The organism is Aquiflexum sp., from assembly GCF_041751335.1.
In the GTDB taxonomy this organism is placed as follows: Bacteria; Bacteroidota; Bacteroidia; order Cytophagales; family Cyclobacteriaceae; genus Aquiflexum.
In genome coordinates, this window is record NZ_JBGSXS010000295.1 from 1 (window position 1) to 26,875 (window position 26,875).

General features: G+C 39.0%; 21 protein-coding genes. 13 read left to right on the top strand and 8 right to left on the bottom strand.

Translation table 11 applies throughout. The features are described 5' to 3' along the window. The first annotated feature begins 145 nt into the window (after positions 1–145). Complete coding sequence (locus tag ACEW8U_RS16385; protein WP_373523131.1) at positions 146–1,351, top strand: hypothetical protein; 1,206 nt, start codon at positions 146–148, stop codon at positions 1,349–1,351. Between the two features lie 56 nt (positions 1,352–1,407). Beyond that, entirely contained in the window at positions 1,408–2,556 is a 1,149-nt protein-coding gene (locus tag ACEW8U_RS16390; RefSeq protein ID WP_373523132.1) for an ATP-binding protein, read from the top strand. 129 nt (positions 2,557–2,685) lie between these two features. On the opposite strand, the gene ACEW8U_RS16395 is transcribed toward ACEW8U_RS16390, so the two are convergent. Together ACEW8U_RS16395 and ade are read right to left on the bottom strand one after the other, a co-directional pair. Next, on the bottom strand, positions 2,686–3,825 hold the full coding sequence (locus ACEW8U_RS16395) for an acyl-CoA dehydrogenase family protein (protein WP_373523151.1): 1,140 nt from the start codon (positions 3,823–3,825) through the stop codon (positions 2,686–2,688). A 235-nt stretch (positions 3,826–4,060) separates the two neighbouring features. After that, positions 4,061–5,695 (bottom strand): adenine deaminase, encoded by a 1,635-nt coding sequence (gene ade, locus ACEW8U_RS16400; protein WP_373523133.1) that lies wholly within the window; start codon positions 5,693–5,695, stop codon positions 4,061–4,063. Positions 5,696–5,849: 154 nt separating this feature from the next. Here ade and cmk point away from each other — a divergent pair, with 154 nt between their 5' ends. The 9 genes from cmk (at position 5,850) to ACEW8U_RS16445 (ending at position 13,733) form a co-directional block, all read left to right on the top strand. Next, positions 5,850–6,557: a (d)CMP kinase gene (cmk, locus tag ACEW8U_RS16405; RefSeq protein ID WP_373523134.1), complete on the top strand. Its 708-nt coding sequence runs from the start codon at positions 5,850–5,852 to the stop codon at positions 6,555–6,557. Continuing rightward, positions 6,541–7,443: a 4-hydroxy-3-methylbut-2-enyl diphosphate reductase gene (locus tag ACEW8U_RS16410; RefSeq protein WP_373523135.1), complete on the top strand. Its 903-nt coding sequence runs from the start codon at positions 6,541–6,543 to the stop codon at positions 7,441–7,443. Before cmk ends, ACEW8U_RS16410 begins: the two co-directional genes overlap by 17 nt. A gap of 132 nt (positions 7,444–7,575) precedes the next feature. Continuing rightward, positions 7,576–8,961 carry a Na(+)-translocating NADH-quinone reductase subunit A gene (locus ACEW8U_RS16415; RefSeq protein ID WP_373523136.1) on the top strand — a complete coding sequence of 462 codons (1,386 nt, stop codon included), beginning with the start codon at positions 7,576–7,578 and terminating at the stop codon, positions 8,959–8,961. A 5-nt stretch (positions 8,962–8,966) separates the two neighbouring features. Next, the gene (locus tag ACEW8U_RS16420; protein ID WP_373523137.1) at positions 8,967–10,181 is read left to right on the top strand and encodes an NADH:ubiquinone reductase (Na(+)-transporting) subunit B; all 1,215 of its coding nucleotides are present in this window, start codon (positions 8,967–8,969) and stop codon (positions 10,179–10,181) included. After that, on the top strand, positions 10,168–10,941 hold the full coding sequence (gene nqrC, locus ACEW8U_RS16425; protein WP_373523138.1) for an NADH:ubiquinone reductase (Na(+)-transporting) subunit C: 774 nt from the start codon (positions 10,168–10,170) through the stop codon (positions 10,939–10,941). The genes ACEW8U_RS16420 and nqrC overlap by 14 nt, the downstream gene beginning before the upstream one ends. A 25-nt stretch (positions 10,942–10,966) precedes the next feature. Then, positions 10,967–11,650 carry an NADH:ubiquinone reductase (Na(+)-transporting) subunit D gene (locus ACEW8U_RS16430; protein WP_373523139.1) on the top strand — a complete coding sequence of 228 codons (684 nt, stop codon included), beginning with the start codon at positions 10,967–10,969 and terminating at the stop codon, positions 11,648–11,650. A gap of 15 nt (positions 11,651–11,665) precedes the next feature. Beyond that, on the top strand, positions 11,666–12,277 hold the full coding sequence (gene nqrE / locus ACEW8U_RS16435; RefSeq protein ID WP_373523140.1) for an NADH:ubiquinone reductase (Na(+)-transporting) subunit E: 612 nt from the start codon (positions 11,666–11,668) through the stop codon (positions 12,275–12,277). 191 nt (positions 12,278–12,468) lie between these two features. Continuing rightward, the gene (locus ACEW8U_RS16440) at positions 12,469–13,050 is read left to right on the top strand and encodes a DUF502 domain-containing protein (RefSeq protein WP_373523141.1); all 582 of its coding nucleotides are present in this window, start codon (positions 12,469–12,471) and stop codon (positions 13,048–13,050) included. Between the two features lie 56 nt (positions 13,051–13,106). Then, entirely contained in the window at positions 13,107–13,733 is a 627-nt protein-coding gene (locus ACEW8U_RS16445; RefSeq protein ID WP_373523142.1) for a DUF1080 domain-containing protein, read from the top strand. Here ACEW8U_RS16445 and selD read toward each other — a convergent pair. The 4 genes from selD to dnaE all read right to left on the bottom strand — a co-directional run bounded on the left by selD (position 13,730) and on the right by dnaE (position 20,637). Continuing rightward, positions 13,730–14,770 carry a selenide, water dikinase SelD gene (gene selD / locus ACEW8U_RS16450; RefSeq protein WP_373523143.1) on the bottom strand — a complete coding sequence of 347 codons (1,041 nt, stop codon included), beginning with the start codon at positions 14,768–14,770 and terminating at the stop codon, positions 13,730–13,732. The genes ACEW8U_RS16445 and selD overlap by 4 nt on opposite strands. Beyond that, complete coding sequence (gene mnmH, locus ACEW8U_RS16455; RefSeq protein ID WP_373523144.1) at positions 14,746–15,798, bottom strand: tRNA 2-selenouridine(34) synthase MnmH; 1,053 nt, start codon at positions 15,796–15,798, stop codon at positions 14,746–14,748. Before mnmH ends, selD begins: the two co-directional genes overlap by 25 nt. 76 nt (positions 15,799–15,874) lie before the next feature. Next, positions 15,875–16,195 (bottom strand): thioredoxin, encoded by a 321-nt coding sequence (trxA, locus tag ACEW8U_RS16460; protein ID WP_373523145.1) that lies wholly within the window; start codon positions 16,193–16,195, stop codon positions 15,875–15,877. Between the two features lie 155 nt (positions 16,196–16,350). After that, the gene (gene dnaE, locus ACEW8U_RS16465) at positions 16,351–20,637 is read right to left on the bottom strand and encodes a DNA polymerase III subunit alpha (RefSeq protein WP_373523146.1); all 4,287 of its coding nucleotides are present in this window, start codon (positions 20,635–20,637) and stop codon (positions 16,351–16,353) included. A 541-nt stretch (positions 20,638–21,178) separates the two neighbouring features. On the opposite strand from dnaE, the gene ACEW8U_RS16470 reads away from it, so the two are divergent. Both ACEW8U_RS16470 and ACEW8U_RS16475 read left to right on the top strand, forming a co-directional pair. After that, on the top strand, positions 21,179–22,603 hold the full coding sequence (locus ACEW8U_RS16470) for a Fic family protein (RefSeq protein ID WP_373523147.1): 1,425 nt from the start codon (positions 21,179–21,181) through the stop codon (positions 22,601–22,603). Positions 22,604–22,822: 219 nt separating this feature from the next. Further along, complete coding sequence (locus ACEW8U_RS16475) at positions 22,823–23,869, top strand: exo-alpha-sialidase (RefSeq protein WP_373523148.1); 1,047 nt, start codon at positions 22,823–22,825, stop codon at positions 23,867–23,869. A gap of 452 nt (positions 23,870–24,321) precedes the next feature. Here the strand turns inward: ACEW8U_RS16475 and rsmG are convergent, their stop codons facing one another. Both rsmG and ACEW8U_RS16485 read right to left on the bottom strand, forming a co-directional pair. Continuing rightward, positions 24,322–24,954 carry a 16S rRNA (guanine(527)-N(7))-methyltransferase RsmG gene (gene rsmG, locus ACEW8U_RS16480; protein ID WP_373523149.1) on the bottom strand — a complete coding sequence of 211 codons (633 nt, stop codon included), beginning with the start codon at positions 24,952–24,954 and terminating at the stop codon, positions 24,322–24,324. Positions 24,955–25,299: 345 nt separating this feature from the next. After that, positions 25,300–26,649: a vanadium-dependent haloperoxidase gene (locus ACEW8U_RS16485; protein WP_373523150.1), complete on the bottom strand. Its 1,350-nt coding sequence runs from the start codon at positions 26,647–26,649 to the stop codon at positions 25,300–25,302. Between the last annotated feature and the right edge of the window lie 226 nt (positions 26,650–26,875).

Sequence of the window (26,875 nt, forward strand, 5' to 3'; positions counted from 1 at the left end):
GGGATGGTTTGAATGGAAATTTGATGAGGCCTTACAGGCTGATTTTAATCAGTGCCATTCTACTTAATCTGCTTTATCTCCGTTCCATGATATTTCGTATAGCTACTATTGATCAATTTTGAAATACCAGTAACCCAACTAATTCATGAATGAAAATGTCATTAAAATCATAACCTTAATCTGTTTTTTAGCATTTTCTTGTGGTCAAAAATCAGATACCGATAATATAGTTGAAGAATATCCCTTTCAAATAATTCCTACGGACAGCATCACAGTCAATAATATTCTGGCGACTTTGTTCCTATTTCAAAATGTCAATGAAGAACATATATTTTTCAGGGACGCCGGTGCTTCGAAAATATTTATATTTGAAAGAAGCGGAAACCTTTTGAATGAATGGTCAAAATCGGGGGATGTTCCCGGTGCATTTAGCATGATAGCCGATAACCTGGTGTTCACTTCAAAAGGGGACATTGTTGTGTCGGATAATCTGAATGGAATAAAAGAATTCAGCTTAGATGGCACCTTGTTACTGGATGCCAAACCTTTTCAATATCAATCAGGAATCTCTGCAGATGTCAAGCTTTTCAGAAAAACACAGGTCATCAGAAAATCAGGACATGAGTATTTATTGCATCATTTGGATTTGATGGATGAGGTGCAAACTATTGGGGAAAGCTTTTTTAAAAGAAGAAAAAACCTGCTTTTGACCAGCCTGAGTACCGGTGAAAGCAGTCAACATTTATACTTTCCAACAGAAAGTAAGTTCTTTCAATCAGGCAAGGCTTTTCCATTTGAAGACTTCAGGCCCATTTTTTATTATGAAGAGAAGGAGTCCAAGTTGTACCTTATATTTCAAAATGAACCTGTGCTTTATGAGTTTGACTGGTCTGAATTCGAACCCAAACTTATAAATCACTACAGGTTAAATCTGGAAGGTTTTCATGAACATGAAGGCTGGGATTATAACCAAATACCCTATGGCAAATTAAATACTGAAAACCTGGACAGCCCTTATTCCTCAAAGATTCTCAGTTTGGAAAAAACCGGAGATTATTTTTTGATCAATTATAAGCCTGGCCCTTCTAAGTCTGATGTCGAAAAATGGAAGCATGCATTTTCCAAAGATGCTCCAAAAAACCTAAAGGAAGAATATTTGGCAAAAGCAGAACCCAGAACGGTAGTATTTAAAGATAAAGAAATCATCAGTCAGGGAATACATCATCTTAAAATGCACTATGACAGTTACCGCGTGATCGAAGATGAAATATGGTGGATGAAGCCTCTGAACAAGGATAAAGAAGATGAGTCTTTCACCATATACAAAGGCAATCTAAAGGAAATAATGTAATCTTGGGGATTATAATCCCTAAAAAACCGTATATTTGGGGATTATAATCCCTAAATATGCATATCACTAGAATTCTTGAGGAAAAGCTAGCTGCGAAAGTAGATTGGAAAAAAGCCCTGATTTTGCTTGGTCCAAGGCAAGTGGGGAAATCTACCTTGGTCAATAGATTGGCCCGTGATCTTGATCCTGATTTTCTCTTTTTGAATGGGGATGAAATCCAAACCCAGGAACTTTTGGCCAATTCAAGCCTTGAATTTCTAAAGGTATATTTGGGTAATTCAAAGGTAATCGTTATCGATGAGGCACAAAGAGTCCAGAATATTGGATTGACACTCAAATTAATCATTGATAATTTTAAAGATATCCAATTGATTGTTACCGGATCTTCTTCTTTGGAATTGGCCAGTACTATCAATGAACCTCTGACAGGAAGAAAATGGGAATACAGAATATTTCCTGTTTCATGGGAGGAAATAATAGGTTGGAAAGGTCTAGCCAAAGCTCTGCCACAACTTGAAAACCTATTGGTTTTTGGAGCTTATCCTGAAATACTTACCCATTCCGGGGATAAAATCCCATTACTCCAAAACTTATCTTCAAGCTATTTATATAAAGACCTGCTTAATTTTCAAGGTATTCGAAAACCTGAATTGCTCAACAAACTACTACAGGCTTTAGCATGGCAGGTTGGTTCAGAAGTTAGCTATAATGAGTTGAGCAACACCATTCAAGCAGATAAAGCTACAGTCTCCAGTTATTTGGACCTATTGGAAAAAGCATATATAATTTTCAGATTAAACCCATACAGTAGAAACCTAAGGTCCGAAATAACAAGTAGCAGAAAAATCTTTTTTGTAGATAACGGCGTGCGCAATTCTATTATTGGAAATTATGCGCCATTATCAAATCGAAATGATATCGGACAACTGTGGGAAAACTTCCTGATTGCTGAACGCCAAAAATTACTCAATTATCATGGATTTCATGGAAGGTCTTATTTTTGGAGAACTGTCAAAGGTCAGGAGGTGGACTATGTTGAGGAAATCGATGGTGAAATTCATGCCTTTGAATTTAAATGGAATCCTAAAGCCAAAGGAAAAATACCAAATTCATTTATTGAAACCTACACTCCCAAAACCGTAAAAATTATACATCGAGAAAACTATTGGGAGTGGTTGGGAACTTATCCTTACAGGAGAAAATGAGTATATATTTTAGTCACAACCTCTTTGTGATCAAAAAAAAACTGATTTATGGTTTTGAGTAGTTTAGCCTAATAGAAAATTTTCTAGTAAAATAACTTTCCCAAAGTTCAGAACTTTGGGAAAGTCCAATTACTTCAACACCTCTCTTGAAATCACAATCTTCTGGATCTCAGAAGTGCCTTCACCAATGGTACACAACTTGGAATCCCTGTAAAATTTCTCCACCGGGTAATCCTTGGTAAAACCATAGCCCCCAAATATCTGTACCGCTTCGTTAGAAACACTAACAGCAACTTCTGAAGCAAAATATTTCGCTTGTGCACCTGCCAAAGTGACTTTCTCTCCCCGGTTTTTGAGGTCTGCGGCTTTGAAGGTCAATAACTTTGCAGCTTCCACTTGGGTAGCCATATCTGCCAATTTGAAGGAAATTCCTTGGAAACTGTTGATGGGTTTATTGAATTGATGCCGCTCTTTAGAATATTGAATAGATGCTTCCAAGGCCCCTTCTGCTATTCCCAAAGAAAGTGCAGCGATCGAAATCCTACCCCCATCCAAAATTTTCATAGACTGGATAAATCCATCTCCGACCTCACCCAAAACTTGGCTTTCATGAACCCTACAATCTTCAAATATCATCTCGGCAGTTTCGGAAGCCCGCATACCAAGTTTGTCTTCTTTTCTTCCTCCTTTGAATCCGGGAGTACCTTTTTCAATCACAAATGCAGTCATACCATGGGAATCCCCTACTTCACCTGTTCTTGCAATCAATACAGCAATATCTCCTGAAACACCATGAGTGATAAAGTTTTTTGCACCATTGATAACGTAATGATCTCCATCCTTTACAGCGACAGTCCGCATATTGCCTGCATCCGAACCTGTATTGGGTTCAGTCAAGCCCCAAGCGCCCAAGAGTTCGCAAGTAGCCAACTTGGGTATATACTTTTTCTTCTGCTCTTCATTGCCAAACATCATGATATGTCCGGAACAAAGAGAATTATGCGCAGCCATGGAAAGCCCGACTGAAGGATCCAATTTGGATAATTCTGCAATGGCAGTCACATATTCCAAGTATCCGAAACCCGACCCACCATACTCAGTAGGAACAAGTACGCCCATGAGACCTAGTTCACCTAATTTTTTGAAAAGATCCATGGGAAAGTGTTGATTGTCATCCCATTCTTTTCTGAAAGGAGTAATCTCTTTTGCTCCAAAATCACGAATCATTTGAGCAATCATCACCTGATTCTCATTGAGCTTAAAATTCATCATATTATTCTTCTAATTTAATATTTGGGTTTATTCCACTAAATTACAAACTTCTTGTGTAAGGTATAGGTTTTCAAAGTTTTACAAGATTAGGAACTTAGGCTGTCTATCTTCAAAAGACTATCGAAATCAGATAAAGACCCTAATAAATTACAAAATAAATAACAATAATATTTGATAAAATTGAAATATTATTTTGTTTAAAATATTTTTATATATTCTGTTTCCATGGTCATTATGGTAAAAAAACATCCACAAATTCAAACTTTTGTCCATCAAACAATCCTTTGTCACTGAGTTTAAGATTAGGAATCACCAACAAAGCCATAAAACTCAGAGTCATAAACGGAGATTGGAGTCTTGATCCCATTTTTTTTGCCATTTGGTCTATTTTGGTATATGCTTCGGCTACTTTGTACCCATCCTCATTGGACATAATTCCACCAACTGGAAGAGCCAACACCATTTTTTCTTCCCTGCTTACTGCGGATACCCCTCCTTTTTTTTCAATCAACAAATTTACCGCCTTACAAATGGATGCATCATCCACACCAACTGCAATGATATTATGCGAATCATGACCAACTGATGAGGCAATGGCACCTTCTTTTAAACCAATATTTTTGATAAAAGCTATTGCTGGAGGAGCATTCTCATACCTGTTGACAACAGCGATTTTCAATATATCTGATTCGGGATCTGATAGGGCATATCCATCTTTGACATTAATTTCGCCACGGACTTCCGGAGTAATCAACTGCCCATCCAATGCCTCAATTACCCTCACCGTTTTGCCATCTGCGGGGAGACCAAATTCTTCAACTTGCTTTTCACTAATATTAAAGTTATTGATGATTTTATTATCAACCCTTCCAATCAAAGTCTTGCCATTTTCAGCTACTTTTTGCCCATCAATAAAAGTCTGGATTACCTTGAAATCTTTTAAATCCTCCACCAAAATAAAATCCGCAGGGTCTCCAACCTTTAACTGACCCACGTCCATTTCATAATGCTGAACGGGAGTGATACAGGCTGCTTTTAGCACATCAAAAATATCTTTCCTTTTAGCTACAGCCCTTTTCACCAATTCATTGATATGGCCTAAGGCAAGATTATCGGGATGCTTATCATCCGAACAAAACATAATCATATCCGGGAAATCATCAACAAGGTCAATCAACGCCTCAAAATTTTTAGCAGCACTTCCCTCCCGGATGGCTATTTTCATTCCTAAATGGATTTTGTCCAATGCTTCTTCCTTAGTGAAACATTCATGATCAGTGGTAATTCCTGCTGATGCATATTTTGCCGCCAATTCACCTTTAAGCCCGGGGGCATGTCCATCTACGGGTTTTCCATATTTTTTGGCCAGAGCAATCTTTTCCATGACCAATGGATCTTTATTAATTGTTCCTGGCCAGTTCATCATCTCTGCCAGATAGCTGATTTCTTTTCTTTCTAGCAGGTTATGAATGTCCTGAACTGTAATTTCCCCTCCTGCCGTTTCGAATGATGTCGCAGGCACACAGGACGGTGCCCCAAAATAAAATTTAAAGGGAACCTGCTTGCCATTGTCGATCATATAGTTCACTCCTTCCATACCACAAACATTGGCGATTTCGTGAGGGTCGGAGACAGTGGCTACAGTACCATGTGGAACAGATAGTCTTGCAAATTCTGCCGGCACCAGCATGGAGGATTCTATGTGAACATGGGCATCGACAAAGCCAGGTAAAATAAAGGGGAGAGAATTGTCCTGCCTGGTCTTTTGAATGGATACGATTAATCCATTTTCAATCTTTGCTTCAGCACAATAGATGGTCCTTTTGGGGATATCCACCAATTGCCCGGAAATATATAAATCATTCATAAAATAAAGGTTTTGATTTTTGTTAATCCAAATTATAACAGGAAAATGGATTACTCTTACAAGAAAGCGGAATACATCTTTTTGTCAAAGAATTTAGATTTAAAACTACTATATTTGCGCCTGAAATTAGTTACGCCAAGATTACTTTTATTAGATGCAAAGAATTGTAATTGCGATAGATGGATATTCAGGATGTGGCAAAAGCTCAACCGCGAAGGCGGTGGCAAAAATGTTGGATTATACTTACATTGACTCTGGGGCCATGTACCGTGCTGCGACCCTTCATTTTCAAAATAACCATGTAATGCTGTCCAATCAAAAAGAGGTGGACAAAAACCTCGAAAATCTTCAGATTACCTTTCATGTCAACCCTGATAATGGGAACCAGGAGACTTTTCTGAATGGAATAAATGTGGAAGATGAAATTAGGAGCATGAAAATATCTCAATATGTCAGTGAAGTCAGCAAAATCAAAGAAGTCAGAGCAGCTTTGGTTGCTCAACAGCAGCATTTGGGAAGAAAAAAAGGTGTAGTAATGGATGGCAGGGATATTTCAACCGTAGTATTCCCTGAAGCTGAATTGAAGATCTTCATGTCTGCAGATCTCAAAATAAGGGCGGAGAGACGTCAAAAGGAATTGTTGGAAAAAGGCGATGTAGTTGCCTTGGATAAAATCGTAGAAAATCTTGCTGAAAGAGACGAAACTGATTCCACCAGAAAAGAAAGCCCCCTAATTAAGGCTGAAGATGCGGTAGAGTTGAATACAAGCTATCTTGGTTTTGAGGAACAGGTAAATCAAATTGTAGAATTGGCCAAAAAGAGAATTGGCATAGATGATAATGAATATGGAAGTAACCATTGATAAAAATTCAGGCTATTGTTTTGGAGTAGAATTTGCGATCAAAATGGCCGAAGACGAAATGGAAGGCTCTGATAGGTTGTATTGTCTTGGAGATATAGTCCATAATGATATGGAGGTGAAAAGACTTTCAGAAAAAGGGCTCGTTGTGATTAACAGGGATCAATTACAACAACTCAATGATTGCAAAGTACTGATCAGGGCCCATGGCGAACCACCGGAAACCTACAGGACTGCCATTGAAAACAACATAGAATTGATAGATGCTTCCTGCCCTGTTGTCTTGAAGTTGCAGCATAGGGTGAAGACGGCATTTGATAAGATGGAAAAAGAAAAAGGGCAAATTGTCATTTATGGTAAAAAAGGGCATGCCGAAGTTATTGGCCTAACAGGACAGACATTGGAAAAAGCAATTGTGGTCATGGAAGATAAGGATTTGGAAAAAATTGATTTCTCAAAGCCAGTGACCCTATTTAGTCAGACTACTAAAAGCACCAAAGGTTTTTATGAGCTGAAATCCAAAATAGAAGAAAAAATCAAGGCTGAAAAAGGAACGCTGAATGAACTGGATTTCAATGCCAATGACTCGATCTGTCGTCAGGTATCCAACAGAGAGCCTCAATTATCCAAATATGCTTATGAAAATGATGTGATTATTTTTGTCTCAGGGAAAAAAAGTTCAAATGGAAAAGCATTATTTCAGGTTTGCAAAGGAGTTAATGAAAGGAGTTATTTCGTGGAGAATGAAACTGAAATTGATCCTAATTGGCTCAACTCCGATGATAAAGTAGGAATCTGCGGAGCTACCTCTACGCCTATGTGGCTTATGGAACAGGTCATGCAGCATCTGAAATCCATGGAAGAGAATTTGATTTTGGAGAATAATTGATAACAATTTGAAATAATGATTTGACTAGTTAGTGACCAAGCTCACAAATATTACCAAAATTATCTTCTTATAACTGATCTATTTTATTAGATTTGAGGCGTTTTTCAAAAGACCATACAGTCCAAAAATCATATGTCAAAAACAGTAAAGCTTAAGAAAGGATTCGATATTAAGCTCGTAGGCAAAGCTGAAAAGCAGCTTGCAGACTTCAAACCGGCCAAGACTTTTGCGATCAAGCCAACCGACTTTATTGGGATGCTAAGACCAAAAGTAACTGTAAACGAGGGAGACGCTGTAAAAGCAGGAACTCCGGTTTTGTTCGACAAAGCAATGGAGAAGGTTCAATATGTAGCCCCTGTTTCCGGAGAAATTGTCGAGATCAAAAGAGGCGACAGAAGAAAATTATTGGAGATTAAAATCCTCGCTGATTCAGATATCAGTTATGAATCTTTCGATAAATTTTCCGAATCCGCAATCAACTCTCTTTCGAGAGAAGATGCAATCACTCAAATGACAAAAGGAGGCGTTTGGCCTCAAATTATCCAAAGACCTTTTGGTGTAGTAGCCAATCCTGACGACACCCCAAAATCCATCTTTATATCAGGATTTGACACCCATCCTCTATCACCTGACTATGGATTCATATTAAAAGGAGAAGAAAAAAATTTCCAAACAGGCATTCTTGTTCTTGGGAAACTAACTTCGGGCAAAGTTCATTTAAATGTAAATGCTGACGCAGAATTGTCCACAGTATATGCCAATGTGAATGGAGCAGAATTGAACAAATTCAGCGGTCCACATCCTGCAGGTAATGTCGGTGTGCAAATCCACCATCTTGATCCTATCAACAAGAATGACATTGTTTGGACTGTAAACCCTTATGGTGTCGCACAAATAGGTAAATTATTCTTGGAAGGGCGTTACGATGCATCAAAAGTTATAGCCATTACAGGGTCAAGGGCTAAGAAAGCTACTTACACTAAAACATATATAGGTGCCTGTGTGGATACTTTTGTAAACGGAAATATTGGAACTGATTCAAAGACCGATCTTGCTCCGGAAACAAGAATTGTGTCAGGAAATGTCCTTACAGGTGAGAAAATTAATAAAGACGGATACCTTGGTTATTATGCCAATCAAATTACCATGTTGCCTGAAGGTGATTACTATGAGTTTTTAGGCTGGATGAAACCCACAGCTGACAAATTAAGCTATCATAGGGCATTAGGTCTTTTATCTTTCTTAAGTCCAAAAAAAGAATTTGTTTTGGATACAAATGTAAGAGGAGAGGAAAGAGCATTTGTCCAAACAGGTGTTTTTGAAAGCGTAACTCCTATGGATATCCTACCCGTCTATCTTCTGAAAGCCATCATGGCTGAGGATTATGATGAAATGGAGGAGTTGGGGATTTATGAAATAGTGGAAGAAGATCTTGCTTTGTGCGAATTTGTAGATGTTTCCAAACACCCGGTACAGGAAATAGTTAGAAAAGGAATAGATTTAATTCAATACAGTTAATCAATATGAAGTTTCTAAGAGATCTGTTGGATAAGCAGAAACCCCTCTTTCAAAAAGGAGGGAAATTAGAGAACCTTTATTATGCTTTTGAGGCTGGTGAGACATTTATGTTTTCTCCAAAGCATACAAACGGAATAAAGGGAGCTCAAATAAAAGATGCCATTGACCTGAAAAGGATGATGATCACGGTAGTCATAGCAATGATCCCGTGTTTATTGTTTGGTATTTACAACACAGGACATCAGCATTTTCTTGCCACAGGCCAAACAGCAGGATTGTGGGAGGATTTTGGACCAAAACTATTATTAGGGCTGCAATTGGTTCTCCCGATTGTAATCGTAGCCTATGCAGCAGGTGGTCTAGTTGAGGCTGGATTTGCAGTAATCAGGAAACACCCTATCAATGAGGGATTCCTTGTGACAGGGATGTTAATTCCTCTGGTTGTACCTGCAACATTGCCTTTATGGCAGGTTGCCTTGGCAACAATATTTGCTGTAGTTATAGCCAAAGAAGTTTTTGGAGGTACAGGGATGAATATCCTGAACGTGGCCATGACTGCAAGGGCGTTTTTATATTTTGCATATCCTGCACAAATTTCAGGTGATCAGGTTTGGACTTACTTGGGGGATAAAGCCCCTGTTGATGGTTTTTCTGGAGCTACAGCATTGGCAGTAGCTTATAATGCGGGTGTTGACGGTGAACCGGTAACCAAAGCTTTAGCAGAACATAACACTATATTGGGAGACGGTATGTTCAGTTTTTCCAACTTGTTTATGGGTTGGATACCAGGTTCAATTGGAGAAACATCAACATTAATGGCCTTGATCGGTGCATTGATATTGATTGGAACAGGAGTAGCCAGCTGGAAGATTATCGTAAGTGGTTTTGCAGGAGCCTACATTATGGCCTTTGTTATGAACCTTTTTGCTGTAAACGAATATATGGCAATGGCTCCGGAATATCATTGGGTAGTAGGTGGGCTTGCATTTGGCATTGTATTTATGGCGACTGATCCAGTTTCGGCTTCACAAACAGAAACAGGCAAATGGATTTACGGTTTGCTAATTGGGGTTCTAACGGTAATTATCAGGGTAACTAACCCAGCCTATCCGGAAGGTATTATGCTTGCCGTTCTTTTCATGAACGTCTTTGCCCCATTAATCGATTATTATGTAGTTAAAGCTAATAAGAACAGGAGGTTACAACGTGCAACAGTCTAACGCATATATCATCACATTTTCAATAATCCTGACAGTAGTTTTGGGATTATTGTTATCAGGGACTTCTCAGGTATTGGGACCGCTTCAGAAAAAAGCTGAGGATTTAGATACCAAGAAGCAAATTTTAGGTGCGGTATTGGAACCTGAAAAACTCAGTGCCATGAAACCCGAAGAAATACTTTCATTCTACGAAAACAGGATCGCTTCTAAGGTAGTGAATATTGAAGGACAGGAAGTAGAAAATGATGCCGAAGGAAACCCGCTAGTTGCAGAGAAAGTCAATGTTGCCAAAAATTATAAAATGGCTCCGGAAAACAGGCAATACCCAATCTTTATGTATCACGCCGAGGGTAATCCCGAAGATGTCGAATCCTATGTTTTTCCAGTATATGGATCCGGTCTTTGGGATGAAATTTGGGGATACCTTGCATTGCAAACTGACCTGAATACTATTGAAGGTGTTACATTTTCCCATAAAGGAGAAACCCCTGGACTAGGAGCCAGAATCACTAACCAAGGAGTACAGCAACGGTATCAAGGTAAGGAGATTTTTGACGAATCAGGAAACCTGCAATCTGTGGCCATGCAAAAAGGAGAAGGTAAAGATTATTCTTCTGACAAGCACAAGGTAGATGGATTGTCCGGCGCAACTATTACAGCAGTAGGTGTCAACAACATGTTGTATAATTACCTTGGCTATTACACGGCTTACTTGGAAAAACAGAAATCGCCACAGACTGACATTGCCGCTTTAAATTGATTAAGAACGTTTCAACTTTAAAATAATGAGTACAGAAACAGCACAAGTTGCAGAAGTAAAAAAGCCGGAAGAGGCACTTCTGTCCAAAAGAAGAAAAAAATTAGTAACCGACCCGCTAATTGATGACAATCCGATTACCATACAGGTATTGGGAATCTGTTCAGCCTTAGCCGTTACCACCCAGTTGCAGCCTACTTTGGTCATGGCTATCTCAGTAATATTTGTAATTGTAATGTCCAACCTTACCATTTCATTATTAAGGAATACTATCCCTACCAGAGTCAGAATTATTGTACAACTTGCCGTTGTGGCCACTTTGGTAACTTTGGTGAATGAGTTTTTAAAAGCATTTGCTTTTGATATGTATAAAGAGCTATCTGTCTTCGTTGGATTGATTATCACCAATTGTATCGTAATGGGACGTCTTGAGGCATTTGCTTTGGGAAATAAACCTTACGATTCAATTTTAGATGGTTTCGGTTCTGCATTGGGTTACGCATGGATTATTCTGGCGGTAGCATTCTTTAGAGAGTTGCTTGGATCAGGTTCTTTGTTTGGTGTGCCCATCTATGATGCGATATCAGGCTTGTTTGGAGAAGATTTCAATTTAGCAACCAATGGCTTGATGGTGTCTCCGGTTGGAGCATTCATTATCTTAGGACTGATCATTTGGGTACAGCGTACCAAAACTGGTTATGTAGAACATTAATAAATAAAGACAGACATGGAATTATTTAACTTAGCTATAAGATCAATATTTATTGAAAACATGGTTTTCGCATACTTTTTGGGGATGTGCTCTTTTTTGGCCGTCTCCAAAAAAGTAAGTACAGCGCTTGGTTTGGGTGCCGCGGTCATTTTCGTATTGACTGTTACTGTTCCAACCAATTGGCTTTTAAATGAATTTATCTTGAAAGAAGGAGGATTATCTTGGTTGGGAGAATCATTTGCCACAATCGATCTTTCCTTTTTAAGATTTATCATGTTCATTGCCATTATTGCAGCTATGGTGCAGTTGGTGGAAATGGTCGTTGAAAAATTTGCTCCTGCCCTTTATGGGGCGTTGGGTATATTCCTCCCTCTGATTGCGGTAAACTGTGCTATTTTGGGCGGTTCACTCTTTATGGCTACGAGAGATTACACTTTAGCTGAAGCAACTGTTTATGGTTTTGGATCAGGAGTTGGATTTTTCTTGGCTATTATTGCCTTGGCCGCAATCCGGGAAAAATTGAAATACTCTAATGTACCCAATGGTCTAAAAGGTTTGGGAATCACGATGCTACTTACAGGACTAATGGGAATTGCGTTTATGTCCTTCATGGGAATTGACTTGTAGTTCCTAAAATAAATATCATTCAAGGCCCTGGAATTTCTTTCAGGGCTTTTTTTGCTTTAGGGTTACCTATAAATGATATTTTAATGATTGAGAAATCCCTATTCCTAAAACAGACCTGCATGGAATGTAACAAGCCCAATCAGGGATTTTCCCAAACGATTGCCTACTTTTACATATCTTAAAAATCAAATATGGCATTTACTTATAAAAGATTCCTGACTTACTTCTTCCGTGGACTACTTTTCGTCGTTCCGATCGCCCTGACCATATATGTGATATTACTTATCTTACAGTTTTTGGATGGTATTCTTCCCATACCAGTACCAGGACTTGGGATTGTAATCATGCTTGCCTTTATCACTTTTGTGGGTTTTCTAGCCAGCATTTTTGTTACCCGACCATTATTTGAAATTTTTGAGCGGTGGGTCTTCAAAATTCCATTAATCAACATCCTCTATACCAGTATCAAAGATCTGATGTCTGCATTTGTCGGAGATAAGAAAAAATTCAACATACCTGTAATTGTGAAGCTTTCTGAAGGTATGTCCAGATTGGGATTTATCACCCAAGAAGACCTTTCTGTTTTGGAAGAAGATAATCTTGTTGCCATTTATTTTCCCCACAGTTACAATTTTTCGGGTAATTTATATCTGGTACCACAAGAAAATGTACGTATCTTGAAAAATGTTTCGAGTACAGACATCATGAAATTCATTGTTTCTGGAGGTGTATCCATTTTACCTAAAATTGAAAATCAAAATCCAATAGATTAATAGTGTTCAATACCAGATTAAAATTTCAATAACTTTAAACCTAAAAACAAAAAAATATGAAACGATTCTTAAGCCTCATTTCTTTAATCCTGTTTTCTACGGTGCTATTTGCCCAAGAGGATGGTTGGACTTCTTTGTTCAACGGGAAAAACCTTGACGGGTGGAAAGTTTCGGAAAATCCATCTTCCTTTTCCGTAGTCAATGGTGAGATCAAAATAGACGGTCCACGTGCTCACGCTTTTTATGTTGGAGAAGTCAACAATGCAGATTTCAAAAATTTTGAATTCAGTGCGGAAGTAAAAACAATGCCCAAAGCCAATTCAGGAATATTTTTCCATACCAAATACCAAGAAACCGGTTGGCCTGATAAAGGTTATGAAGTTCAGGTAAATCAATCTCATAGTGATTGGAGAAAAACGGGAAGTCTATATTCCTTCAATGACGTGAAAGAAGTCTATGTTAAGGATGGGGAATGGTATACCGAACACATCATCGTCAAAGGAGACCATGTCACGGTAAAAATCAACGGTAAAACCGTGATGGAATACATTGAGTCAGAAGACAAAAACAGACCAGCAAATGCAGGTGAAAAGAAAATCGATCAAGGTACTTTTGCCCTGCAGGCCCATGACCCTGAGAGTGTGATCTTTTATAGAAATATCAAAGTTAAAGTGCTTGATTAAACGACTTTAACACTTATGGCTGATCGGGCTTGAAACTCCCCTATCAGCCATGCTTTTTGTTCTTGCTTTTCCAATAAAGATTCGAACTCTTTTTGAAATTCAGGATCAACAGCAACCAATAAGCCACCATTGGTCTGTGGATCGCAGAATTTGACCAATTCTATACCGATAATTCCTTCCGATTTGCTACTGTAGGCATTCCAGTTCCTGTAGGTATTATCAGGAAAAATAAATTGCGAAATGTATTCCTGAACACCTTCTATCAGAGGAATATCATTTCCTTGAATTTTTACGGTAAGGCCTGCACCTTCAGCCATTTCCACCAAATGCCCCAAAACACCAAAACCAGTCACATCAGTCATGGCATGCACAAAATCTAAACATCCAAAAAAATTTCCAATGGTATTGATTTGGGAAGCATAATTAATCATGCTTGCATAATCTTCGAACTTGATTTTATCCCGTTTCAGTGCAGTGGCCAAAACACCTATACCGAGTGGCTTAGTGATATAAATCAAATCTCCCTCACGTGCACCCATATTGGTTTTGATGTTACTCGGATGAACAATCCCATTGACCGATAGCCCAAAAATAGGATCCTTTGCAGCGATACTGTGACCTCCCGCCAAAGGGATTCCAGCTACATGACAGATCTCCCGTCCACCTTCCAAAACTACTCCTGCAAGCAACGGATCTATTTTTTCTACCGGCCAACTCAAAATGGCATTTGCAAAAACTGGCTTCCCTCCCATCGCAAAGACATCTGATAAAGCATTTGCCGCAGCAATTCTTCCAAAATCAAAAGCATCATCCACAATTGGTGTAAAAAAATCAACTGTATTGATCATGGCCAAATCTTCGCTGATCTGGTAAACTGCCGCATCGTCTTTTGAGGCGTTTCCAACCAACAGTTTGGTATCCAGCAAATCAACAGATTTTCTATTAGCAAGGATACTATCCAGAACTGCTGGAGGAATTTTGCAACCACAACCTGAACCTTCACTGAATTGAGTTAATCTGATTTCTTGGTTTTCCATTGAATTTTATTTTTTATGGCTAAAAGTTTTTTTAATGAGCTTTCTTGGTTTTCATCACTCAAATCCAGTTCTACTATTTCATCCCTTTGGTGGTTTTTGAGGTCAAATTCGTAAGATTTGTCATAATATTGAAGCAAAATACTAATCCATAATTCCGGTTGATTGTTTTGAATTGCCTCAATTGATTCTGAAGTTCTAAGCCCTCCAAGTTTCTTTTGTAGGCGACTGACAGCTGAGATAAGTTCTATTTTTGGCAATGAAGCATATTCAAACTTTATTTGGAAAATTCTTTGTTGAATGGTTTTTTGGATTTCAACTAAGGGAGCCTTTACTATTGAGGCGTACAATTCATTCGCTAAAATCACTTTCCCAATCCTTCTGCTTTCGTTTTCAATCCATATGATTGCATTCTCTGGGATTTTAAAAAACTCTTCTGCAAGCATATTTTCAAATTGCTCAACACTTGGCTGTGGATTCATTCCAATCCCACCAAAAGACGAACCTTTATGACCTGCTAGTGATTCAAGATCTATGATGTGCTCACCTGATTCCTTTAGCTTTTTCAAAAGTAAGGTTTTACCAGCACCGGTTTTACCTCCTAAAGTCAGGAAATTCCTCTTCTTCCTTATCGTAATGTAGGTAAGCGTGCGGTAAACCTTATACCCTCCCTTCAATCTAAAAACTTCAAACCCGGCCATTCCCAATAACCACGACAAAATTTCACTTCTCATGCCACCTCGCCAACAGTATATGAGTACTTTTTTCTCCGGAGTAAATACTAATGCATCTTTGATTATTGAATGGAATCTTGGACCAACAAGCTCAAATCCTTTTAACACAGCTTGCTGATTTCCTTGCTGCTTATATACAGTCCCGATTATTTTTCTTTCTTCATTATTCAAAATGGGCAAATTGATCGCTTCAGGTATATGGCTTTGCCCATATTCCCCCTCACTTCTTGCATCCAAAATGGGAATACTTTTCCGTAATTTTAGAAATTCATCTAATTCGATTTGAACCTCTTTCATTACATTGAATTTGGTTAAAAATAAAAATAGCCACAAAGAATGAACCTTTGTGGCTATTGTTTGAAATATTCAAATTTTATAATTGAGCGTCAAGTTTTTTTGCCAATACTGCTTTTGGAACTGCCCCAACTTGCTTATCCACTATCTCACCACCTTTGAAGAATAATAAGGTTGGAATACTTCTGATTCCGAATTGTGATGCTACACCGGGATTAGAATCAACATCTACTTTTCCAATCACTGCTTTTCCTTCATAATCCCCTGCCAATTCCTCTACGATCGGACCTATCATTTTACAGGGTCCGCACCACTCTGCCCAAAAATCAACTAAGATTGGGTGTTCCGAATTCATGATTTCTTCAAAATTTGCGTCAGTAATTTCTATTGCTTTTGCCATTATAATATATTTTTAATTTGTTTCTTGAATTTCTATTTATAATAAGTAAGTAATTGCATTCACTGGTAATAAGTTCCAGAATTGGATTAAATATGATTGATAAAATCTATTTCCAATCTAATTTTTCAATTTTAAAATCTCCCAATTTTTCAATCCTATATAATCTGATATACCACCTCAGGAATCTGCCCCAAATCATTGATCATTTCATTAGAGGGATCCACAGTGAATTTTTTGGACATCAAATCCAAAGTAATATTTTCTTTGCTATCTATAACATTGATATACAGTTTAGCCTCTCCTTTATACTTTTGAGTGATTGTTTCCAGTTTTTCCATCAGATCCAAGGTCAGGTCGTCTAGGTCAATGTTGACCCGCAATCCTTTGATCATTTTACCCCTGACCTCATTGAGTAATATAATAGAGTTGATTTTAAACTCATATTCATTTTCCTTCCATTTGTTGGGATGGACAGAACCTGAAATATAAAGAAACCAACCAGTCATGAAATACTCTTTGAATCGAATATAATCATCTCCAAACAGGAAGAAGGTATGCCCACCAAAGTAATCCTCCATGGTCAATGTACCGAAAGGTTTCCCGGTTTTTGTAGTCCTATGAGCAAATGAAGTCACCATACCTGCTGCTTTGATTTCACCTTTTTTCCTCAAGGAATCCATATCAGGAAATTCGGTCATGGGAGTATTTGTAAAAGACTCTATTTCCACCCTAAACTGATCCAAAGGATGCCCGGAAATATAAAGACCTACCACTTCTTTTTCAATATTGAGCTGTTGTAACTGACTAAAAGGTTCAAGAGGTGGTACAGTTGGAAGCGGCACTTCCATGCCTGCTCCACCACCGAATAAACTCACCTGAGAACTATCAGCTTCCTGCTGCACCTTCTGAGCATATTTAACAGCCTTTTCCAATAAATTAGCATCTCCATCAGCCGCTTCTAAGTATTGCCTTCTATGGTGTTCAGGAAAGCAATCAAAGCCTCCTGCCATCGCCAATGCCTCTAATGTTTTCTTGTTAACTGCCCTTGAATTGACCCTTTTACAAAATTCATAAATATTCTTGTAAGTACCTGATTTTTCTCTTTCTGCAATAATAGCTTCCACAGCAGCCCCACCAGCACCTTTAATTGCTGCAAGACCAAACCTGATCTGACCTTCTTTGTTGACAGCAAAACCACTGTTTGATTCATTAATATCTGGTCCCAACACTGCTATTCCTCCACGCTTACATTCTTCCATGAAAAAAGTCACCTGTGTGATATCATTCATGTTGTTGCTTAACACCGAAGCCATATATTCAGCAGGATAGTGTGCCTTGAGGTAAGCTGTCTGATAAGCAATCCATGCATAGCAAGTAGAATGGGATTTGTTGAATGCATAAGATGCAAAAGCTTCCCAATCAGTCCAGATTTTTTCCAGTTTTTTGGAATCATGTCCTTTTGAAGCTGCTTGTTCCACAAACTTAGGTTTCATTTTATCCAAAACATCCTTTTGCTTTTTTCCCATAGCTTTTCGCAAAACATCGGCTTCACCTTTGGTAAATCCAGCAAGCTTTTGAGAAAGCAACATCACTTGTTCCTGATAAACAGTGATGCCATAAGTCTCTTCAAGATATTCTTTCATATCTTCAAGGTCATAAGCAATTGGTTCTGTGCCATGCTTTCTCTTGATAAATGAAGGGATATAGGCCAAAGGACCGGGCCTATATAATGCATTCATAGCGATCAGATCACCAAAAACCGTAGGTTTAAGATCCCTCATGTGCTTTTGCATTCCCGGAGATTCATATTGGAATATACCAACTGTTTCACCCCTTTGAAAGAGCTCATATGTCTTGACATCATCCATAGGAAAGCTGTCCGGATCCAGTTCAATTCCATGTCTTTGTTTGATAATCTTGACAGCATCTTTGATCAGTGTCAGGGTCTTCAAACCCAAAAAATCCATTTTCAACAGTCCTGCACTTTCCACCACCGAGTTGTCAAACTGCGTACAGACCATATCAGAATCCTTAGCCAATGCCACAGGGACATAATCTGTAATATCTCCCGGTGTGATGATAACACCGCAGGCATGAATCCCCAAATTTCTTACCGATCCTTCAAGTATGGTAGCCTGATTGATGGTTTTGGACAGTTCATCATGCCCTTTGGAAATGCGGATAAGCTCATCTGCCTTACCCAAATCCTCCCCGTTTCCTTTGAGTTTATCGGCGAGCTTTGCCCGATCCTTTGTCAGATCAAAAAGTGCTTTCAATTTGATGTCCGGAACCAACTTCGCCAATCTATCCGCCTCGGACAAGGGCAAGTTTAAAACCCTTGCTGTATCCCTGATGGCCGATTTGGCTGCCATGGTTCCATAAGTGATGATTTGGGCAACCTGATTGGATCCGTATTTATTGATCACATAGTCAATGACTTTTTGACGGCCTTCATCGTCAAAGTCAATATCAATATCGGGAAGTGATACCCTATCCGGATTCAGGAATCTCTCAAATAGTAGATCATAAGCAATTGGATCCACATTGGTGATTCTTGTACAATAAGCAACAGCTGAACCAGCGGCTGAACCCCTACCTGGCCCTACAGACACACCCATTTCCCGAGCAGCGCCTGTAAAATCCTGAACAATCAAAAAATATCCAGGATATCCGGTATTTTCAATGGTTGCCAATTCAAAATCAAGTCTTTCCCTGATTTCATCCGAAAGTTCAGGATATCGTTTTTTCGCTCCTTCATAAGTGAGGTATCTGAGGTAGGCATTCTCTCCTCTTTTGCCTCCATCTTCCTCATCTAAGGGGTCTTTGAATTCTTCTGGAATATCAAATTTAGGAAGCAATACTTCCCTTGCCAGTTTATAGGTTTCAATCTTATTGACAATTTCATTGGTACAGGCAATCGCCTCAGGAAGATCGGCAAAGAGTTTCTTCATTTCTTCAGGACTCTTGAGATAGAATTCATCATTGGGAAATCCATAGCGGAATTCCCTTCCACGCTTGCCCACATACTTTTTGGGCTTTTCTACCAACTCCCCATCTTTTACACACAACAGAATATCATGTGCCTTGGCATCTACCTTATGATTGTAATAGGTGTTATTTGCCGCAAAATATTTGACCCCGTATTTCTCAGCAAAATGAAGTAAAACCTCATTGACCTTTTCCTCCTCAGGAATGCCATGCCTGTTCAATTCCACATAAAAATCCTCCCTGAATAATTCTTTCCACCAAACAAAAGCTTCTTCCGCTTGGGTATCTCCAACATTCAGAATCAAATAAGGAATTTCTCCCCAAAGCCCTCCTGTAGTGGCAATCAAATCTCCTTTATACTGTTCCAATAGTTCTCTATCAATCCTGGGCAGATAGTAATATCCCTGAATATTGGCATAAGAAGACAACTTAGCCAGATTATGATAGCCAGCTTTGTTTTTGGCCAAAAGAACAGTTTGGTAGCCATCGTCTTTTTGGCTTTTATTATTCCTGTCATTGGTCAGATTAAATTCACAACCTATGATCGGTTTGATATCATTGGCCAATGCGGTCTTAACAAAATTAAAAGCCGCCATCATATTGCCATGGTCTGTCATGGCTATGGCAGGCATCTTCATCTGCTTGGCCAAGGCAATCATGGCCGGGATTTCTGAGGTGGCCTGCAATACGGAATATTGGGTGTGTGCATGTAAATGGGAAAAGGGCATATCTGTCATATCGGATATATCCGCTGTTCCCGCTGCTTTCAATACGTCTTTAGCAGCAATTTTTTGCTCGTCTTTTGCATTGGCAAAATTGGCGATATCCAGTTTAGGTGCCTCGTAAATGACTTCTGAGGCTTCAATCCCCATTTCAGGTGCCAATACCTTTTGAGTAATCAAACCAAAAAAACATTTGGCAGTAGCATCTACATCATAAGCCGCATCATGCGCATCTGCAAATCCGTTCCCAAAAAGTCTACGGTGCAGTTCGGTCAAGGTAGGCCATTTGAATTTTCCCCCTTTTCCTCCCGGCAATGCACAAAATTCGGTGGAAATATCCTTGGTATCCAATTCCTTCATCTCGTGAAGCCTCATGGGAACTCCCTTGCGCAAAAATTCAGACCCCACCACATTGATATCAAAACCGATATTGTGTCCGACGAGGTAATTGGCTTTTTCTACATCTTCATGGAATATGGCCAGCACTTTTTCCAATTCATGCCCTTCTTTTTTTGCCCTTGCGGTGGATATTCCATGTACTTTTTCCGCATTATACGGAATGGTAAAACCCTCGGGCCTGACGATGAAATTATTGTTGGAAAGCAACTTGCCTTTGGCATCATGAAGCTGCCAGGCAATCTGAACCAATCGTGGCCAATTGTCCAAGTCGGTCATCGGGGCATTATAATTCCTTGGTAATCCGGTGGTTTCGGTATCAAAAATAATGTACATGCTCAATTGTCAATTTTACGTCTTCCAAATTAATACATATAACCCGGAGTGGCTAAACCCGTGGCGGAAATTGTCGGGAATTAATTTTTGAGATTGAAAAAACAATGAGCTATCAAAAGAAGAATTTAGAAATCCGAATAAATCAAAAAATCCTATATTCAATACCTACAACCCTTCTTGGAAAGTTAGCGATTGACAAAAACCATCAGGAAAAAGGAATCGGGAAAATTCTGCTGATATTTTGCAAAAGACGTTAGTTTAAAGTTCTTATCCGCATGTTTTCTTATAGGTTTTTAATATGGGCTTCTTTTTATTGTATTGCGCTCCTTAATTTTCTTTGCGTGCACCTTAAAATAAGAGTCCCTTATTTTCAAATCTTTGATTAGATCATTCCTAGCTATGCAAAATAAAATTCACCTTTTTTAAAATAAATAAACGTTTTTCACTTTTTATAAATGTTTTTCACGGAAGAGCGGTACCTGAGGAAAGCTGGTTGGTAGGTTATGGGGCTATTATAGAGGCTTTGCAGTTGGAAATGCCTATGCCTCAGAAACTAACACTTTTCAGCACAAAAAAAAGGCAATACCAAACAGAAAACTGGGCGGTATATACCTCCAGACATAAACCAGATGACACATTGAACAAGCACCTTGTATTCGCATTGAAATATGAGGGAATCAATCTGCTGTTTTTCAGAAAACTGTTTGATAACCTAAGTGAAAGTGAGGTGATTGAAATCATCCAATTTGAACCCTTGGGCCAATACAGCCGAAGAATTTGGTTTTTATTTGAATGGTTGATGCAAAAATCTTTGGCTGTAGAAAACTTAAGCACTGGAAATTTCATCCCTATTATAGAAGATCGTCTTCAATTCGGAATAAAGGATGGACCAAAATCCTCCCGCCACAGGATCATCAATAACCTTCCGGGTACGGTTGATTTTTGCCCTTTGATTTTCAGGACTGAAAAATTGGAGGGTTATAGCAAGGCCAATTTTGCCGAAGAGCAATCCATATACTTAAGTAAAGTCCGCAAGGATATATTGCAGAGGGCATCTTCATTTTTGCTTCTTAAAGATTCAAAGGCATCATTTACCATTGAGGGCGAAAGCCCGAAAAGCAAAAGGGCGGCACGTTGGGGACAGACAATCGGTCAGGCAGGGATGCGCAATTTATCAAAAGAAGAATTACTTAGGCTTCAGCAGTTGGTGATTGAAAACCCGCGCTTCCTGGAATTGGGATTCCGAAAAAAAGGAGGTTTTGTAGGAGAACATGACAGGATTACTGTAGAACCTATCCCTGATCATATTTCGGCAAAATGGCAAGATATTGAAATCTTGATCAATGGACTTTTGGAAACAGAAGCCCATTTAGTGAAAAGTGAAATGGATCCGGTCTTGGTGGCTACTGCCATTTCTTTTGGGTTTGTCTTTATTCATCCTTTTGAAGATGGCAACGGTCGTATCCACAGGTATTTGATTCATCACATTTTAAGTAAAATGAATTTTTCGCAACAGGGAATTATTTTACCTGTATCTGCTGCCATATTGGACAAAATCAACGACTACAGAAAAGTGTTGGAATCCTACTCAATACCCTTAATGGACATTATCCAATGGGAAGAGACAAAGGACCACAATCTCAATGTCCTAAACCAAACTGTTGATTATTACAGGTATTTTGATGCTACCAAGCAAGCTGAGTTCCTTTATGAATGTGTAGAAGATACAATCCATCATATCATTCCGGAAGAGGTCGACTATCTGACAAAATACGATGAGTTCAAAAGATTCCTGGAAGACGAATACGAAATGCCGGACAAACTGATCTCCCTTTTACTGAATTTCCTGGAACAGAACAATGGCATTTTATCAAAAAGAGCAAGAGAAAACGAATACAAATTGCTCACTGATGGGGAAGTAATCATTATTCAGAATGAGTTTGCAAGAATATTTGAAAAGGATTGAGTAGGTTCTCAGTATTTCCTCTCAATACAAAAACCCAAAAAGAAACAAGGAAATTTTATTTCCCAATCCGTATTCCAAATCATCAGCAGCGATGTATGAATTGGGCAGATTTGCGATTTGGGTAAAGTCTTTGTTCTTGCTCCCTACTTCAAAAACGTATCTTTTAAGATACAAAAATTACAAATTATTGTATCTTCAAAAGTACAATACCGACACACTATGAAGCTGTTCTTTTTTGTGACTCTCCTTTTCCTCTGTTTTGGCACTTTTGCCCAAAACATCAACCTCCAAATCCAATCCGATGAATTCATTTTTGGGGATGACCGGCCCTTTACCCAATGTCATGCTTCCTCTATCGAAAGTTTGGGGGAAGGGAATTATATGATCGTATGGTTTGCAGGCACAAGAGAGAAGGATGATGATGTAGGAATTTGGGTTTCTAAAGGTAGTCCAGGGAATTGGTCCTCACCAAGAATGTTGGTCAAAGTGAGGGAAGATGCCCATTGGAATCCTGTACTGTTCCATGCGCCTGATGGGAAACTCTATCTTTATTTCAAAGTGGGCAAGGAAATCGATGATTGGGAAACTTGGGTAATGTATTCTGAGGATAAAGGTCATTCATGGTCTCAGGCCAAGGAGTTGGTCGAAGGAGACAAGGGTGGCAGAGGACCGGTGAGAAACCATATGTTGGTACTTTCGGACGGCACTTGGTTAGCGCCTGCTTCCTTAGAGAAAAACAGGGTATGGAATGCTTTTGTAGACCGCTCAGAAGATGGGGGAAATACTTGGCTGAACACAGAAACGCTAATTTTTGACCGTAGCATCATCACAGGAGAAGGAGTCATTCAACCTGCACTATGGGAATCCCAACCTGGACATATTCACATGCTGCTGAGAAGCTCAGCTGGAAGAATAGGGCGAAGTGATTCAAAAGACAATGGGTTTACTTGGTCACCAGTAGAATTGACCAATCTTCCCAATAATAACAGCGGCATAGACCTCGTCAAAATCCAAGATGAGGTATTGGCTTTAGTATATAATCCTGTAGCAGGAAATTGGGGCAAACGTTATCCCATGCAGTTGGCCATCTCATTTGACAACGGTAATACTTGGCCTATCAAAGAGGTGATCGAATCCGGGGAGGGCAAAAATGAGTTTTCTTATCCCTCCATCATTTATGAAGATGGCCATTTGATATTTTGCTATACATGGAACAGGGAAAAGATCAAGTTTATGAAGTTGAAGGTGGATGAAATTGAGCCTTAAACAGTATTAAAGGGTATCAAAAAATGTTTTCTTGTCATTTCAATCCATCTGTTTATCGAGGAGTCATGTCTATTTGGCCAAATCGGGAAAATAGATTTTTCCTTCGTACCAATGACATAAATCGGAGCAGCCCGACATGCGTAGGAAGCATCTCATGAGGAGCAGTAAATGATAGAACAAACATAAATAGAACCTCTGGAGATCCTTCGTGCCTCAGGATGACGGCTGCCTAGCGAGTAACTTGATGTCATTCCTTTTCTGAACATTTTCAAAATGGTAGGGACTCGAAATGACAAAGACAATCTTTCTTTCTGATTACATCTTACTTGTTTTTTCAGGATATTGTTCCCGCTTCTTGGTTCTTGTTTCTTGGCTCCCCGATTCTCGAGGCAGGCTTTGATTCTAGGTTCTTTCTCTCTTCATCCTTCCTCCCTCAACCTTCAACCTTCCCATCACCTTTTCCCTTCCCAAGGAACATAGACCACTTTTTTAGTCTCAAAAAATTCTTCTTTGAAGTAATCTTCTAAATGATAGCTTACATAACTCAGGTCTCTTTCTTCCATTTCCTCGTCCACATCCCCACCTTTGAGCAGTAAAATGCCGTTCTGGAATTCATTGAAATCTTCTCTTTTGAATTTTCCCTTGACCCAGGGAAGGAAATTTGCAAACCTGGTAACTGCCCTACTGATAATAAAATCATACCTTCTTACCAAGTCCTCTGCCCTCGTTTGTTGGGCTTCTACATTGGTGAGTTTAAGTTGTCGGGCAACATCCTTGACCACAGTTATTTTTTTACCGATTGAATCAACCAAATGAAAATGCGTTTCAGGAAATAAAATTGCTAAGGGTATCCCGGGAAACCCTCCACCTGTCCCAATATCCAATATTTTTGTACCGGGCTTGAATTCTATAACTTTGGCAATTCCCAAAGAGTGGAGCACATGTTTTTCATAAAAATACTCCATGTCCTTCCTGCTGATTACATTGATTTTCTCATTCCATTCTTCATAAATGGGTTTGAGTTTGGAAAATTTATCTTGTTGTTCAGGAGTAAGGTCAGGAAAGTACTTGAGGATAATGTCCATGAATTAATTTTTTTTCTGTTTGCAAAATTAAAGGATAAAAGTGGATTTAGATGTTTGCAGTTTAGAATTTGACAATTCTAAAAAGTAGACAGCATTAGTTTTAAAAAAAATTGGATGCTTTGAAGGTTTTCATAAAAAAAGCTGCTAAAATATTTGGACATTCAATTTAATTTTTTCGCCTTAAATATATCCGCAAAGACACAAGTAAAGGGCAAAATCAGCCAAGTTCTATGACAGACCATGGTTTGCTTCTACTTCCGACTTCGTTCCGATGGCCATCGGGATTCCAGCCATTTCCTAGAAAAACGAGGGCCACTTCCAGATTGGCGGATCTACAGATTTCACTTATTCCACTTTTGCAAGATTCTCATTTTTCGTTGAAACTCTATCAAGTAGATGATGTCCCACTTTTTGACCTTTGGTGGCACCATTCACTACTGCAGGCATATAGTGAATGCCTCCATAAAGTCTACTGATTGCTGCCTCATCCGCAGCTTGTCTGAATGAATCAAATTTCCTTACAGGAAGTCCATAAGCTACTTCTGTTGAATCGATAAAATGAAATGGCTCACCAAAAAGACTGGTCAAAGTCTCTGCGGCTGCATTGGAAATCACCGAATGTCCGCTTGTGTACTCTGGAAATGGTGGAGTTTGCAAAAGAGGTAACCAATCCTCATCAATGTATTTGTTGATGTAGGTTTCAGGTCTGATCAAGACACTTCTGTATTTTTCGTCCCAACATGCGATAAAACCGTCAAATAATGCAACCCCTGTCATTGCTAAAGTTTCAGCAGTACTCTTCCAATCCTGTCCAGCTGTTTTGGAGGAAATTGCAGCTATTCCCATCCAGTGTCCTCCCGGAGTTATTTTCTTTTCGGCAAACATTACATGGCCCTTGACATTCACTTTGTAGGGATTGCAATCCCAGAACATGGCGATGTCTTTTTGCTCAGTTGTGAGATTTTTGGTAGTCAAAAAAACTTCCTCGGCTTCTTTAAAAAACTGACTGCTTTTATCATTGGAAAATTCAGTGGGTGGAACGGATTTGTATTGCCCTGCTGAGTCAAGTACAAATGACCTGATTTTATTCCAATGGGGCTCTATTCCTTCCATGTATGCCGGAGGTGTTGGCTGCCATGTATTTGGAGCATTGCTTACTGTGTATTTTTCAAATGAACGGCTTTGGTGGTAATTGTCATTTTTGGAGTAGGCAATCACATGGTCGGCTACTTCTTCACCCAATTGAACTGACCGGTTGAAGACTTTTTTGGGAATCCCTTTTGATCTGATTTCCTTTAGCGCGGCTTCTTTATGGGTATTCATCATTTCTTCCGAGAAAATCAAAGCAGTAGCTACTTTATAATATGCAATCAAGGAAGCCAGAGGATAATATATTTCACCTTCAGTAACAAATTCAGTAGGCACAAAACCATTCAATTGCCCCATCAGACTCTTGTATTGAGGATCAGCCAAAACTGCTACTTCATAGGCAGCTATAGATGGATAGGCATAAATCCTACTGGCTACTGGAGGGGAAAAAATATCGTGAATGATGACATTGGTCAATCTGATCTGGGCAGCAGTTTGGTAGGAACCATCTGTGATGATTTCCTGATAATCACTATTGTCCTGACAGGCTACAATACCAGCAATGACTAATAAAGTGAAAAGAAATTTTGGGAAGAGATTTTTCATTATGAGGAAATTCTAATGTAATTGGACTTCAAATTTAACAATTCCTTTTGTCTAAGTCAAAGAGGGAATGATTTGAGTGGGTTTGGAACATCAAAGCTAATTATTAATACGTGATTCCAAAGTTTTTGTCCCTCCATATAAGCTGATTTTTAGCAGGTATCAATTATTGATTTTCAGAAAAACAGGTTTACCGTTGTTTCTCACAGCGACCAAATGTGGCGTCCCA